The sequence below is a fragment of the Hymenobacter polaris genome (assembly GCF_012927305.1).
GTDB classification, from domain to species: Bacteria; Bacteroidota; Bacteroidia; order Cytophagales; family Hymenobacteraceae; genus Hymenobacter; species Hymenobacter polaris.
This window is the reverse complement of sequence record NZ_JABBGH010000001.1, coordinates 1,558,487-1,572,592: the sequence shown is the minus strand read 5'-3', so window position 1 is coordinate 1,572,592 and position 14,106 is coordinate 1,558,487. Positions and strand designations below refer to the sequence as shown.

The window sequence follows — 14,106 nt, the reverse complement described above, 5'->3', positions numbered from 1 at the left end:
AAGCATTAAAATGAACCCGCCAGCCGTAGCAGACTAATTTCCACGTCTTCATAAATAGCCGCTAAACTCACCCGCAGCCCCACGGAGGGTAGTGCCAACTCGTCCGTCAGCTGCCGTAGCGAAGTGAGCTTCCACTCGTTTTCCGAGTCGCGTAGGTAGCTTTCCACTAGCACCTTATTTTGCGATACCATTACGTACTGCTGCAAGTCGGGCAGCAGTTGGTACTGCTGAAACTTCCAGCCCCGGTCGTGCGCCTCAGTGCTGGCCGGAAGCACTTCGATAACTAGAATAGGGTGGCGGGCCATACGGGTTTCGCGCCGGTCGTCGGGGTGGCAGGTAACCATCACGTCGGGGTACGTGAACTGCTTGTCCTGCTCCATCCCCAGGCGCACGTTTTCGTCGAAAACCCGGCAGCCGCTGCCCCGCAGCCCCTGCCGCAACGCCATCACACAGTTTTGCTTAAGTGTATTGTGGGCAAACGTGGCACCCGCCATCGCCGTTGGCCCATCCAGCGGAAATACCTCGCCGTGGTAATACTCGTGCCGCAGGTCGGATTGCTCTTCTAGGGCGAAATATTCCTCGGCGGTGTAAAGGCGGGGAGTGGGTTGGGCGGCGGACATGAAATTATATTACTGACACTTTTGTGTTACTGACGATTCAATTTTCATCAGTCCTATATTGTTGCTGGTTGTGGTAATATATTTTAAATAAAAAACCTGATAAATTGTTGTGTCATAGTTGTTCTGTACAAGCCGAAGTCGTGCGACAGTATCATTGTTAATAATGGCAATACTATATTTTTTACCCAAAAATCGGCTTCCACTTGGTGAGTCGTAATCTAATTTACTAAGAGATGCACTTAAATAGTTGGTCGCAATAATTCTGCAATCAGAATTATATAAGACTATTTTCTGCAACTTTGGGCTTCTGGTAAGCAGCAGAATTTCACGACGTGCTCTCGACTTTAGAATATTTCCGCTAATCAAAGATGCTGTTGTTAGGAGAATAAATAGACACGCTCCCCATTTGAAAGAGGCCCTTTTCCAGGGAAGACTTTCACTTCCAGAAAGACCATGAGCCGCAACAGTTATCCAAGTGACGATAAATGCTGCGGCTCCAAGTAAGCCTATTCTTTCTGAAAACAAGTCCAGAGAATTAGCCATTTAGTAAGCTAGTAACTTACACCACCGAAAAATCAAACGACTCCAGAAACTTGGTCGTGAAATTTCCCGCCTTGAAATCCTCGCTGTCCATCAGCGCTAAGTGAAAAGGGATGGTAGTTTTTACGCCTTCGACCACGAACTCGCTCAGGGCGCGCTTCATTTTCACGATGCACTCCTCGCGGGTCTGGGCCACAGTGATGAGCTTGGCAATCATGGAGTCGTAGTTCGGCGGAATCTGGTAGCCGGCGTACACGTGGGTATCGACGCGCACGCCGTGGCCGCCGGGAATGTGCAGCGTGGTGATGCGGCCGGGTGCGGGGCGAAAACCGGCCCTAGGGTCCTCCGCATTGATGCGGCACTCCATGGCGTGGCCGGTGGGCAGGTAGTTGCGGCCCGAAATAGGGATGCCCGCCGCTACTTTTATCTGCTCCTTAATCAAGTCGTAGTTGATGATTTCCTCGGTCACGGGGTGTTCCACCTGAATGCGGGTGTTCATCTCCATGAAGTAGAAATCGCGGTTCTTATCCACCAAAAACTCGATGGTGCCCACGCCCTCGTAACCAATGGCCGCGGCCCCCGCGATGGCCGCCGCACCCATGCGCTCGCGCAGGTCGTCGGTCATAAAGGGGCTAGGGGCTTCCTCTACCAGCTTCTGGTGGCGGCGCTGAATGCTGCAGTCGCGCTCCGAAAGGTGGCAGACGTGGCCGTACTGGTCGCCACAGATTTGAATCTCGATGTGGCGGGGTTCCTCCACGTACTTTTCCAGGTACATCCCGTCGTTGCCAAAGGCGGCGGCGGCTTCGGTGCGGGCGCTGTCCCAGGCGTGCTGAAACTCGTCCTCGGCGTTGATGATGCGCATGCCGCGCCCGCCGCCGCCGGCCGTAGCCTTCAGAATAACGGGATATTTGATTTTGGCGGCCACTTTCTTGCCCTGCTCCACCGACTGCAGCAAGCCATCGGAGCCCGGTACCACCGGCACGCCGGCCGCAATCATGGTGGCCTTGGCCGACGCCTTGTCGCCCATGCGGTTAATCATGTCGGGCGAGGCGCCGATGAACTTGATGCCGTTTTCCTGGCAGATGCGCGAAAATTCGGCGTTTTCACTCAGGAAGCCGTAGCCGGGGTGGATGGCGTCGGCGTTGGTAATCTCGGCTGCCGCAATCAGGGTTGGAATGTTGAGGTAGCTCTGGCGGCTCGGGGGCGGGCCAATGCACACGGCCTCATCAGCAAAGCGCACGTGCAGGCTCTCCTTATCGGCGGTCGAGTACACGGCTACCGTTTTGATGCCCATTTCGCGGCAGGTACGGATAACGCGGAGCGCGATTTCGCCCCGGTTAGCAATCAGGATTTTATTGAACATAAGGGGGTGGGGCAGGGGCAAGCTAGCCAGCAAAGTTGCTATAAAATTGTTATCCTGAGCACTGCGAAGGACCTTTGCCCCCTAGGCCGCCCGCATGGATGATTAGTCCTGACGGCCGGCTGGGGGCAAAGGTCCTGCGCGGTGCTCAGGATAACAGCTGGTTAGGGTAGAAACTACTCAATCAGGAACAGGGGCTGGTCGTACTCCACCGGGGTAGCATTCTCCACCAGCACTTTCACGATGCGGCCAGCTTGCTCAGCTTCAATCTCGTTGAAGAGCTTCATGGCCTCAATAATGCAGATGACCTGCCCTTTTTCCACCATGTCGCCCACTTGCACGAAGGCCGGCGTATCGGGCCCGCTGCTGCGGTAGAAGGTGCCAATCATGGGCGACTTCAGCGGCGAGTAGTTGGCGGCGCTGGCGGCCGGGGCGGTGGCCGCAGCTGCCTCGGCGGCCGTGGGCATGGGCGCCACGGGCGGCAGCACCGGCTGAATGGGCGGCAGAGCGCTGGGGGCTGGCGCAGCTAGTGGCGCGGCGCTGGCACTCACGATTTGCTTCACGTTAGGCTCACGCTGCACTGAAATCGTAAACTCTTCCGTTTCAATGTGCACCTTATTGAGGCCCGACTTAGCAATAAAGTCGAGCAGCTCCTGTAGTTCTTTGGCTTTCATGGGAGCGTCTTTCTTGGGCGGGTTTTTAGCAGGGTCTTTGGGCATTTTTCTAGCTGTTGGCTCTTGGCTGTTAGTTTTTCGCGGAAAAATCTATTGGCCGAAAGCTGATAGCTAGTAGCCAAAAACTAACAGCTCAAAAAAACGCTACTTCACGCGCTCTACGTAGCTGTAGTCGCTGGTTTTGATACGAATTTTGGTGTCGGTGTCTACGAACAGCGGCACCTGAATGCGGGCGCCGGTTTCGACGGTGGCCGGCTTGAGCGTGTTGGTGGCGGTGTCGCCGCGCAGGCCCGGCTCGGTGTACGTCACCACCAAGTCGACAGTGGCGGGCAACTCGGCCGTAAGGGGCTGCTCGGTTTCGGCGTGGAAGAGGATGCTCACATCCTGGCCTTCTTTCATCAGGTCGGCGAAGGGTACCATGACCTCGGGCAGCACCACCTGCTCGAAGTCGTCCTTATTCATGAAGGTGTAGCCGTAGTCGTCCTTGTACAGGAACTGGTGCGGCCGCTGCTCCACGCGAGCCGTTTCCACCTTCACGCCAGCGTTGAAGGTGTTATCAATGGTGCGGCCCGTTTTGATGTTGCGCATCTTGGTGCGCACGAAAGCCGGGCCCTTGCCAGGCTTTACGTGTTGAAATTCGGTGATGACGTGCAGGTCGCCGTTGTAGTTAAGGACTAGCCCGTTGCGGAAGTCGGCAGTAGAGGCCATAGTAAGTAATTATGAATTATGAATTGGAAATTATGAATTGAAACCAATGAATTAGATATTGCTCAAGCGCAATTCGTAACTCATATTTTTCAATTCATAATTAAGAATTATACGCCCATTTTACGTGCATGGCGCCCCAGGTGAAGCCACCGCCGAAGGCCGCCAGGATGAGGTTATCGCCCTTGTGAAGCTGCTTCTCGTAGTCCCAGAGGCACAGCGGGATGGTGGCGCTGGTGGTATTGCCGTAGCGCTGGATGTTGAGCATCACCTTCTCGGGCCCCACGCCCATGCGGTGGGCCGTGGCGTCGATGATGCGCTTGTTGGCCTGGTGAGGCACCAGCCAGGCCACGTCGTCGTGGCTTAGGTGCTGGCGGGCCATCACTTGCGCAGCCACGTCGGCCATGCTTTTCACCGCAAACTTGAATACCGTTGCGCCTTCCTGGTAGATAAAGTGCTCGCGGTTGGCAAGCGTTTCGGCCGAGGGGGGGCGGCGGCTGCCGCCGGCTTTCTGGTGTAGGTAGGCTTCGCCGCTGCCATCGGTGCACAGCACCTGGTCGAGCACGCCGTAGCCGTCGGTGTTGGGTTCGAGTAGCACGGCCGCCGCGCCGTCGCCAAACAGAATGCAATTGGCCCGGTCGCTGTAATCCACGATGGCCGACATCTTATCGGCGCCCACTATCACCACTTTTTTGTGCAGGCCGCTTTGAATGAACTGTGCCCCGGTAGCTAGCGCGTACAGGAAGCTAGAGCACGCCGCGTTCATATCGTAGCTAAAGGCTTTGGTGATACCCGCGCCGTTGGAGATGATGTTGGCCGTGGCCGGAAACAGCATATCGGGCGTTACGGTGGCACAAATCAGCAAGTCTACCTCAGTGGGGTCGGTGTTGGTTTTTTCCAGCAGCTGCTTCACCGCCTTAATGCCCATTACCGACGCGCCCTGGTCTTTGCCCTTCAGAATGCGGCGCTCCTTAATACCGGTGCGCGTCATAATCCATTCGTCGTTGGTATCGACCAGCTGTTCCAGCTCCTGGTTGGTGAGCACGTAATCGGGCACGTAGCCTCCAACTCCAGTAATAGCGGCGGTAATCTTCATGAACGCAAAGGTGCGGCCCCGAACGCGAAAAAGCCCGGCCCTAGGCCCGGCCGTTTCACTCTAGGATTTAAAAGAGTCTTTAATCTGGTCTACGATGCCGGCGTAGGCCATCTGGTAGCCCTGCATGAGCATGTTGCAGATGGCCCTGGGCGTGCTCACCCCGTGCCCAATGATAGCATTGTCGTTGATGCCCAAAATGGGCGAGCCGCCAATGGTTTCGTAGTTTACGCGGGCAAAAAATTCGTCGTCGAGCTGGCGCGTCACCATGATGTCGTACATCGACTCGGCCATTTTCAGAATCACGTTACCCGTAAAGCCGTCGCACACTATCACGTCGGCCTTATCATTAAACAGGTCGCGGCCTTCCAGGTTGCCAATGAAGTGCACGTGGGGGTTCACTTTCAGCAATTGGTGCGCCGCCTGCGTCACGGCCGAACCTTTGCCCTCTTCCTCCCCTAGGCTCATCAACCCCACTTTAGGGCGAGCAATGCCGAGCACGTACTGGGCGTAGAGTGAGCCTAGCTCGCCAAACTGCTCCAGCATCTCGGGCTTGCAGTCGGCGTTGGCCCCCACGTCGAGCATAATACCCATGCCACCATCAAGCTTGGGCACGAAGTTGGCAATGGCGGGCCGCAGCACGCCAGGCACGGCTTTCACCGTAAACATGGCGCCCACCAGCATGGCCCCCGTGTTGCCAGCCGAGCAAAAGGCCTCGACGGTGCCGCTGTGCAGCAAGCGGTAGCCCACGGCAATGCTGCTATCGGGCTTTTGCTGAAAGGCCTTGGCTGGGTGCTCACCCATTTCAATGACCTGGGTCGAGGGTACCAGCTCCAGGGTGGCCGCCGCGGGCCCGTACTCCTGCAAAAGGGGCCGCACGGCCTCTTCCGTACCAATGAGCACAACCTGGGCTTTGCCGGCCAGCTGCTGGGCGGCCAGCACGGCGCCAGCCACGGCCGCCTGAGGGGCAAAGTCGCCGCCCATGGCGTCGAGGGCAATTTTCATGAACGCGGGAATAGTAGAGAAACAGCCAAATTAGCGCCGGGCGCGAAACCAAACCGGGCCGGACTACTCATGCGAGGGGAGTAGCCCGGCCCGATGGCACCGCGAAATAACAACGCTTTTGACTATTCTTCGTCCGAGTCCGCGTCGCCCGCAGTGGCGGGGGCCGCTACCGAGGCGTAGTTTTTGATGGCTAGCTGGCCATTATGGTACAGGTCACCATCCACTACGTAGGCCTTGTGGCGCAGGTGCAGCTCGCCCGTGTTGGGGCAAATAGTCACGGCTTTAGGGGTGAGCTTGTGGTGGCTGCGACGCTTGTCGCGGGTGGCGGTGGAGGTCCGGCGCTTAGGATGAGCCATGGTCTGGAGGAATTATGAGTTATAAGTTATGAATGATGAATTAGCGCAGGCGAGGCACTAATTCAAGTTTTTAAGGGCGGCCCACCTAGGGTCGGCCGGCTCGTCATCATCGGGGCTTTCGCCCTTGGGCCGGGTCGAGAAGATAAGCTTGGTTTCGGCCTCGGGGTCTTCATCGGCCTCGTGCTGAAAGCGCGGATGCAGGCGCTTCATGGGCAGGGCCAGGCCAATGTAGTCGTACAGGTGCTGGGCCACATCGAGCGTCAGCGTTTCGGGGGTTACTTGCAGCACGTCGTCATCCAGCTCCTTGGGCTCGTCGCCGTAGCGCACCAGCAGCTGGTGCGTGATATCCAGGGGCTGGTCGTACTCGTCGAGGCTGCGGTCGCAGGTGAGGCGCACGGTGCCCACGATGTGAAAGTCAAGGGTAATCAGGCGCTCCGTTTTCTCCAGCGTTACGTCGGCGTGCAGGTTGCCGTCGGCGATAAATTCGCCCTTGGGGTCGAACTGCTCGAAGAAAGCACGGCCGAGCTCAAACGCAAAGTGGTGCGTTTTAAGCGATAGCCGGGCAATCGGCAAATCAAATTGCGGGTCCTTCTTCACAGTTAGCCAAGTAAACGGGGGGCAAAGGTAAGGGTTTTTCGCGGCTTTATCAAGCCAGCAGGCGGTTAACAGTTCAGGGCCAGCTAGTTTTTAAAAAGTGCGTGTTGCTCGCCTCGCCCCTGGTAGCCCTAGGGCTAGCGCGTCGAGCGCGGGTCGGCCATGCCCAGGCGGCGGGCGCGCACCACGTCGCAGGCCAAGTACACGGCGGCGCGGAACGAGGAGGGGTCGGCCACGAATTTGCCGGCAATGCCGTAGGCCGTGCCGTGGTCGGGCGAGGTGCGCACTACCGAGAGGCCGGCCGTGAAGTTGACGCCCTGCTCGAAGGCCATGAGCTTGAACGGAATCAGGCCCTGGTCGTGGTAGAGCGAGAGGGTGGCGTCGAACTGCCGGAACTGGCCGGTGCCGAAGTAGCCATCGGCCGGGTAAGGGCCGAACACGAGGTGCCCGTCGTGCTCGAACTGCCGGATGACGGGTGTTACTACGTCGCCTTCCTCGCGGCCTAGTAGCCCGCCCTCGCCGGCGTGGGGGTTGAGGCCCAGCACGGCCACCTTGGGCTTGAGGATGTTAAAATCTTGCTGCAAGGACTTGAGCAGCAAGCGGATTTTGGTGCGCAGTAGGTCGGCCGTGAGCTTGGTGGGCACGTCCTTCAGGGCCAGGTGGCCGGTGGCGGTGGCCACGCGCAGCGGCAGGCCCTCATCCACTAAAAACATGAGGTTGTCGGCCGCCCCAAAGTAGCTGGCCAAAAACTCAGTGTGGCCGGGGAAGCGGAAGTCGTCGCTCTGCGTGTTTTCCTTGCTGATGGGCGCCGTCACGATGGCGTCGAGCAGGCCAGCCTTGAGGTCGCGGGCGGCGGCCAGCAGGCTTTCGCGGGCGGCCTGGCCGCTGGCGGCCGAAGGCTGACCGGGCGTGAGGTGGAAGTCCTCGTCCCAGCACGTGACGGCGTTGAGGCGGCCGGGGGCGATGTCGGCCGCGTCGCGCAGCTGCCGGAAGGTGAGCGGCTCGGCGTTTTTCTCCACCGGAAAGTCGGCGAAGAGCGTGGTGGCATCGCCATACACTACGGGCGTGCACTGGCCGAGCAGGCGCTCGTCGCGCAGGGTTTTGTAGATAATCTCGGGGCCAATACCGGCGAGGTCGCCCACCGAAAAGCCGAGGCGGGGCAGGTGGGGCTTGGGGCTTGGGTGGCTCATGGATGGGGGAGGGGCCTAGGGCCGCGCGCAGAGGCTAGGGCGCGGCCGGGCGGTGTAGCAAGCTCAAAAGTACTAGCTGCTGGGGCCGGCCCCGCGTGGGTGGCGGCCCCGGGCCAGCTGGCGCCTTGTGCCGCAGGCCTGGCGAAGGGTGCCGAAGCGCGGCGTAAAGTATCTGCTCCCGGTAAACGTTAGTGCAATTACGGGCCAGCCCCGACCCGTAACGCATCCGCACGTATTACCTGCCAGTATGAAACTCATCGCCATCGAAGAACATTTTCTGACCCCGGCCATCCGGGCCGCCTGGGCGGCGTCGGCCATTGGCCAGGAAGGCACCGCCAGCTTCGACCGGGGCGAGATAGAAGCCCGCCTCGACGAGCTGGGCCCGCAGCGCCTGGCCCTGATGGACGAGGCCGGCGTGGACGTGCAGGTGCTGTCCGTGACGACCCCCGCGCTGCACAACCTGGAGCCGGCCGAGAGCGTGGCCCTGGCCCGCCAAACCAACGACCTGCTGACCGCCACCGTGGCCCAGTACCCCGCTCGCTTCCAAGGCTTTGCTACGCTGCCCATGCCGGCGCCCGCCGAGGTGGCGCCCGAGCTGGCGCGCTGCGTCACGGAGCTGGGCTTCAAGGGGGCGATGGTGTGCGGCCGTACCCGCGACAAAAACCTGGACCACCCCGACTACCGGCCCCTGTTCGCGCAGGCGGCGGCCCTAGGGGTGCCGGTGTTCATTCACCCGCAGGTGCCGCAGCAGGCCGTGCGCGAGGCGCTGTACAGCGGGTTTAGCGAGACGGTCGATGCCGCGTTCTCCGCGTTTGGGCTGGGCTGGCACTACGAGGCAGGCATCCAGTTCGTGCGCCTGGTGCTGGCTGGTGTGTTTGATGAGCACCCGGAGCTGCAAATCATCCTGGGCCACTGGGGCGAGGTGGTGCTGTTTTATTTGGAGCGACTACAGAACCTAGGGCGGGTGGCCACGCTGCAGCGACCCATTACCGAATATTTCCAACGCAACCTGTACGTGACAGCCAGCGGCATGTGGAGCCCGACCTACCTGCAGCGCGCCCTAGATATTGTGGGCCCCGAGCGCTTGCTGTTCTCCACCGACTACCCTTACCAGTACCGGCCCGGCCACCAAGCCCGCCGCTTCCTGGACGAAGCGCCCCTGCCGGCCGAGCAGAAGGAGCTGTTCGCCCATGGCAACTGGGAGCGGCTGACGCAGCGGTGAGATAGCAATAAGTAGGAACGTCATGCTGAGCGCAGCCGAAGCATCTCTCCCGAACGACCCCCTAGGCGGCGTGGTAGAGATGCTTCGACTGCGCTCAGCATGACGTTCTTTTTTAGCTTTGAACGCTACTGCCACTATAACTCCTGGTACAGCCAGGCAATTTGCTGACGGGTTATCCAGTCGGGCACGGTGGCCATGGTGGCATCGCGCAGGGGCACCAGCCAGGGCGGCGTGAATTGCGCCACCGCCCCCAGTAAGCGCGACTGCTGGATGATGCGCCGGGTGCGGGGCCGGCGCTGCTGGTCGAAGACGGCGAAGGCGGCCGGCAGGTTAGGGCCGCTTGCTGCCAGGCAGCGTTGCAGCACGTAGGCGTCTTCCACAGCCATGCCGGCGCCCTGGCCCAGGTTGGGGGTGGTGGCGTGGGCGGCGTCGCCTAGCAGCAGCACCCGGCCGTAGTCGAAGCGGCGCAGCGGGGCCAGGTCGAGGATGTCGCCCCACAGCAAATCGGCCTCGCGGGTGAGGGCCAGCACCGCCGGAATGGGCGCGTGGAAGCTGGCGAAGTGCCGCCGCAAATCGGCCACCGTGTAGGCTTTATACACCGGATTATTGGCCTTAGGGCTATTGATGCAGGCAAACCAGTAGAGCTGCCCTTGCGCCACTGGTACCAGCCCGAAGCGGCCGGCGCGGCCCCAGGTTTCGGACGTGCCATCGGCGGGCAGCCCGAGGGTGCTGGCATCGACCACGGCCCGCCAGCAGGTGTAGCCGGCGTAGCGCGGCTGGCTGGCCGGCAGCAGCTGCCGCCGCACCGGCGAGCGGATGCCATCGGCCGCGATAAGAGCGTCGGCGGTGGCGTGCGCGCCGTTTTCGAAGTGGGCGGTTACCTGGGTGCTGGTCTGCTGGAAGTGGGCTAGGCGGTGCCCCAGGTGCACGGTGCCGGGCGGCAGCGCCTGTAGCAGCGCCCGCTGCAAGTCGGCGCGGTGCACGGCCAGATTGTCGTAGCCCAGGCGCTCAGTAAAGGCACGGGTATCGGCCTGGTTGAGCACCCGCCCGCGCTCGCTGAACAGGCGCACGCTGGTGAGCACCGCGCCGGTGGGTTGCACGGCGTCGTGTAGCCCTAGGGCCGCCAGCGCCCGCATGGCATTGGCTCCCAGCACCACGCCCGCGCCAATCTCGCGCAGCTCAGTGGCGGCCTCGTACACCCGCACCGCGTGGCCCAGACCCAGCAGCGCGTGCGCCGTGGCCAAGCCCCCAATGCCGGCGCCGATGACAAGAAAAGAAGCCATAGAGGAAATGAGATGTCTTCTGGAACAACAAAAAAGGCGGTCATGCTGAGCGTAGCCGAAGCCTCTCTACCGCGTAACTAACTCCAGACGTTAGGATTACTTACGCGGTAGAGATGCTTCGGCTGCGCTCAGCATGACCGCCTTTTACAGAACAAGGCCTTGCCCTAGGCTACCTGCCGTTTCAGAAACTCGTACAGCAGGCGCACGCCCATGCCGGTGCCGCCCTTGCCGCGGTAGCTGTCGGGGGCGGTGAGGTAGGCGGGGCCGGCGATGTCGAGGTGCAGCCAGGGCGTGCCCTCGATGAAGCGCTCTAGAAACTTGGCGGCCGAGATGTGGCCCGCCTCGGCCTTGCCCAGGTTCGAGAGGTCAGCAATGTCGGACTTCATGTGGTCGCCGTAGTCGTCCCAGAGCGGAAACTCTACCAGGCGCTCGTGCACGCGGTGGGCGGCGGCCAGCAACTGGGCGGTGGTATCGGGGGCGGCGGTGCCCATGACGGCGGCGGCCTCGGTGCCCACGGCCCGCACGGCGGCCCCGGTGAGGGTGGCCAGGTCAATCACCAGCGCTGGCTCGTACTTCTTGGCGAAGCCTAGGGCATCGGCCAGCAGCAAGCGGCCCTCGGCGTCGGTGTTTTTGACTTCTACGGTCAGGCCCGTGAACATCGTGATGACGTCGCCGGGCGTGTAGGCCAGGCCGCCGGGGCGGTTGTCGGTGGCCGGCACTAGGCCCACCACGTGCAGCGGCACGTTGTTTTTGGCCAGGGCGTAGAGCACGCCGCCCACGGCCGCGCCGCCAGCCATGTCGCACTTCATCATGTCCATGCTGCCCGGCGTGGGCTTCAAGCTGAGGCCGCCCGTGTCGTACACCACGCCCTTGCCCACCAGCACGTAGGGCTGCGGGTTCACCGCGCCTGCGGGCTTCCACTCCAGGATACTGAAGGTAGGCGGCTCGGGCGAGCCCAGGTTCACGGCCAGCAGGCCACCCATGCGCAGGCTCTCGATGTGGGCTAGGTCCAGGATTTCGGTCTGGTAGCCGGCCTGGTCGCCGGCCTCGGCCAGGCGGTCGGCCAGCTGCTGGGCGTTCAGCTTGTTGACGGGCATGTTCACCAGGTCACGGGCCAGGGCCACGCCCTCCAGCAGGTGCTGCAGCTCAGTTACTTGGGTTTCGCTGGCGGCCTCGCCTACCAGGGCAATGGTGGTGAGCGCGGCGGGCGTGCGCGATTTCTCGTCGGTCTTGTAGCCTTCGAACTCGTAGGCCGACAAAAACAGGCCCTCAGCCAGAATGAGCGCCGCCTCAGGCAGCTCGCTCAAGTTTTGCAGGTACACGGCCTCAGTTTTCTCCTTTTTGAGGGCGGCGTGCAGCTGGTGGCCGGCTTTGCGCAGGGCCTCTAGCTGTAGCTCGGGCGTGCGCTTTTCTTCGAGTACCACGAAGTAGTGCTGGTGCGAGAAGTGGTTGAGAGCCACGAAGGCTTGCTTGTCGGCCAACGCTTTTTCGACGTAGGCGCGAGCCTCGGCGGGCAGGTCGGTGGCGGCGGCTTCGGGTAGGGTAGTGGTCCCTAGGGGCAGGACGAATACCTGGGTGCTGTGAGCCGGTACGGCGGTGGCGCGGGAGAGCGTGAGGGACATAAGGTGTTTATAGTTGCTGGTTGTTGGCTATCAATGGGCTGCGCGGACGCCAGATAAGCATGACGTTCTTATTAGATACCGACACGCTACTGCCGCTTACTTTTGGCGAAGGTAGGGCCAGCCGGGCTGGCCGCCCCTAGGGCCCCTGGGCCGCTTCTTTCTTCGCTATGCACCTGAAAAAACTGCTGCTGCCCCTGCTGGGCTTGCCGCTGCTAGCCTCGGCCCAGCTGATGCAGCCCAAGGCCACCTTCACCCGCGCCGATACGCTGCGGGGCGGCCAGCTGCCCGAGCGCACCTGCTACGACATCACCTACTACCACCTCGACGTGAAGCTCGACGTCACCCAGCGCGCCATCAGCGGCAGCAACCTGTTCCGCTTCACGGCCACGCGCGACTTCACGCGGCTGCAGTTCGACCTTTTTGCTAACCTGAAGGTGGAGAAAGTGACCTATAAAGGCCGCGAGTTACCCTTCACCCGCGAGGCCAACGCCGTGTTCGTGACCTTTCCCGCGCCTATTAAACAAGGCACCCGCGACGAGTTCACGGTGACTTACGCCGGCCAGCCCACGGTGGCCAAGCGGGCGCCCTGGGACGGCGGCCTCGTGTTTACGCAGGATGCCAAGGGACGGCCCTGGGTGGCCAGCGCCAACCAGGGTGTGGGCGCCAGCATCTGGTGGCCTAACAAAGACCAGCAAGCCGACGAAGTGGACTCGATGCTTATCAGCGTGGCCGTGCCCCTAGGGCTCAAGGACGTGAGCAACGGCCGCCTGCGCGGCACCAAGAAGCTGCCCGGCGGCTACACCCGCTACGACTGGGCGGTGCGCGAGCCCATCAACAACTACGACGTGGCCCTGAACGTGGGCGACTACGTGCACTTCGGCGACGTGTACCAGGGCGAGAGCGGGCCGCTGACGCTCGACTACTGGGTGCTGCCCGAGAATCTGGAAAAAGCCAAAAAGCAGTTCGCCGCCAACGTCAAGCCCATGCTCAAGAGCATGGAATATTGGTTTGGGCCCTACCCGTGGTACAAGGACGGCTATAAGCTGGTGGATGCCCCGCACCTGGGCATGGAGCACCAGAGCGCCGTGGCCTACGGCAACCACTACCAGAACGGCTACCTGGGCCAGGACCGCTCGGGCACCGGCTGGGGCGCCAAGTGGGACTTCATCATCATCCACGAAAGCGGGCACGAGTGGTTTGGCAACAGCCTCACCAGCAAGGATATCGCCGATATGTGGGTGCATGAGAGCTTCACCACTTACTCGGAGGCGCTGTTCGTGGAAAGCCAGTACGGCAAGCAGGCCGGCCAGGAGTACTTGCACGGCCAGCGCCGCAACATCTCGAACGACGGCCCCATCATCGGGCCCTACGGCGTGAACAAGGAAGGCTCGGGCGACATGTACGACAAGGGCAGCAACCTGCTGAACATGGTGCGCACCCTCGTCAACGACGATGCTAAATGGCGGGCCATGCTGCGCGGCCTCAACAAGACGTTCTGCCACCAAACCATTACCGGCCAGCAGGTTATCGACTACCTCAGCCGCGAGTCGGGGCTGACCCTAGACCCCCTGTTCGACCAGTACCTGCGCCACTCGGCCCTGCCCGTGCTAGAGCTGCGTCAGCAGGACGACCGGCTGCTGGGCCGCTGGGTGAGCAGTGTGCCGCCCACTTTCCAGGTGCCCGTGCGGATGCGGGTAAAAGGCGGCGAGTGGCAGTTCGTGACGCCTACTATGCGCTTCAAGCCCCTAGGCCTGCCCGGCGCCACCCGCGACAACGTGGAGGTGGACACGTTCAACTACTACATTGGGGTGTTGGTGGATTAGGGTAGAGAAAGCCGAAAAA

The 14,106-nt window shown here is 61.4% G+C and carries 14 protein-coding genes; 2 read left to right on the top strand and 12 right to left on the bottom strand.

Going from position 1 to position 14,106, the window contains the following annotated elements:
- Positions 1–5: 5 nt before the first annotated feature.
- The 10 genes from HHL22_RS06680 to pdxA form a co-directional block, all read right to left on the bottom strand.
- Positions 6–620, bottom strand: coding sequence for a Uma2 family endonuclease (locus tag HHL22_RS06680; protein WP_169530155.1), 615 nt, complete (start codon positions 618–620; stop codon positions 6–8).
- Positions 621–629: 9 nt separating this feature from the next.
- A complete protein-coding gene (locus tag HHL22_RS06675; RefSeq protein WP_169530154.1) occupies positions 630–1,163 on the bottom strand; it encodes a hypothetical protein in 534 nt (177 codons plus the stop codon).
- Positions 1,164–1,179: 16 nt separating this feature from the next.
- Positions 1,180–2,523: an acetyl-CoA carboxylase biotin carboxylase subunit gene (gene accC, locus HHL22_RS06670; protein WP_169530153.1), complete on the bottom strand. Its 1,344-nt coding sequence runs from the start codon at positions 2,521–2,523 to the stop codon at positions 1,180–1,182.
- Between the two features lie 173 nt (positions 2,524–2,696).
- Positions 2,697–3,194 carry an acetyl-CoA carboxylase biotin carboxyl carrier protein gene (accB, locus tag HHL22_RS06665; RefSeq protein WP_169530995.1) on the bottom strand — a complete coding sequence of 166 codons (498 nt, stop codon included), beginning with the start codon at positions 3,192–3,194 and terminating at the stop codon, positions 2,697–2,699.
- 144 nt (positions 3,195–3,338) lie between these two features.
- The gene (efp, locus tag HHL22_RS06660) at positions 3,339–3,902 is read right to left on the bottom strand and encodes an elongation factor P (protein WP_169530152.1); all 564 of its coding nucleotides are present in this window, start codon (positions 3,900–3,902) and stop codon (positions 3,339–3,341) included.
- A 100-nt stretch (positions 3,903–4,002) separates the two neighbouring features.
- Positions 4,003–4,995 carry a beta-ketoacyl-ACP synthase III gene (locus tag HHL22_RS06655; protein WP_169530151.1) on the bottom strand — a complete coding sequence of 331 codons (993 nt, stop codon included), beginning with the start codon at positions 4,993–4,995 and terminating at the stop codon, positions 4,003–4,005.
- Between the two features lie 60 nt (positions 4,996–5,055).
- A complete protein-coding gene (gene plsX / locus HHL22_RS06650; RefSeq protein WP_169530150.1) occupies positions 5,056–5,997 on the bottom strand; it encodes a phosphate acyltransferase PlsX in 942 nt (313 codons plus the stop codon).
- 122 nt (positions 5,998–6,119) lie between these two features.
- Positions 6,120–6,353, bottom strand: coding sequence for a 50S ribosomal protein L32 (rpmF, locus tag HHL22_RS06645; protein WP_169530149.1), 234 nt, complete (start codon positions 6,351–6,353; stop codon positions 6,120–6,122).
- 57 nt (positions 6,354–6,410) lie between these two features.
- Positions 6,411–6,950 carry a YceD family protein gene (locus HHL22_RS06640; RefSeq protein WP_169530148.1) on the bottom strand — a complete coding sequence of 180 codons (540 nt, stop codon included), beginning with the start codon at positions 6,948–6,950 and terminating at the stop codon, positions 6,411–6,413.
- A gap of 134 nt (positions 6,951–7,084) precedes the next feature.
- Positions 7,085–8,137: a 4-hydroxythreonine-4-phosphate dehydrogenase PdxA gene (gene pdxA / locus HHL22_RS06635; RefSeq protein WP_169530147.1), complete on the bottom strand. Its 1,053-nt coding sequence runs from the start codon at positions 8,135–8,137 to the stop codon at positions 7,085–7,087.
- Between the two features lie 247 nt (positions 8,138–8,384).
- On the opposite strand from pdxA, the gene HHL22_RS06630 reads away from it, so the two are divergent.
- On the top strand, positions 8,385–9,359 hold the full coding sequence (locus tag HHL22_RS06630) for an amidohydrolase family protein (protein ID WP_169530146.1): 975 nt from the start codon (positions 8,385–8,387) through the stop codon (positions 9,357–9,359).
- A 134-nt stretch (positions 9,360–9,493) separates the two neighbouring features.
- On the opposite strand, the gene HHL22_RS06625 is transcribed toward HHL22_RS06630, so the two are convergent.
- The gene (locus HHL22_RS06625; protein WP_169530145.1) at positions 9,494–10,642 is read right to left on the bottom strand and encodes an FAD-dependent monooxygenase; all 1,149 of its coding nucleotides are present in this window, start codon (positions 10,640–10,642) and stop codon (positions 9,494–9,496) included.
- A gap of 164 nt (positions 10,643–10,806) precedes the next feature.
- The gene (locus HHL22_RS06620) at positions 10,807–12,264 is read right to left on the bottom strand and encodes a leucyl aminopeptidase family protein (protein ID WP_169530144.1); all 1,458 of its coding nucleotides are present in this window, start codon (positions 12,262–12,264) and stop codon (positions 10,807–10,809) included.
- Positions 12,265–12,431: 167 nt separating this feature from the next.
- On the opposite strand from HHL22_RS06620, the gene HHL22_RS06615 reads away from it, so the two are divergent.
- Entirely contained in the window at positions 12,432–14,087 is a 1,656-nt protein-coding gene (locus tag HHL22_RS06615; protein ID WP_169530143.1) for a M1 family metallopeptidase, read from the top strand.
- Positions 14,088–14,106: the final 19 nt, after the last annotated feature.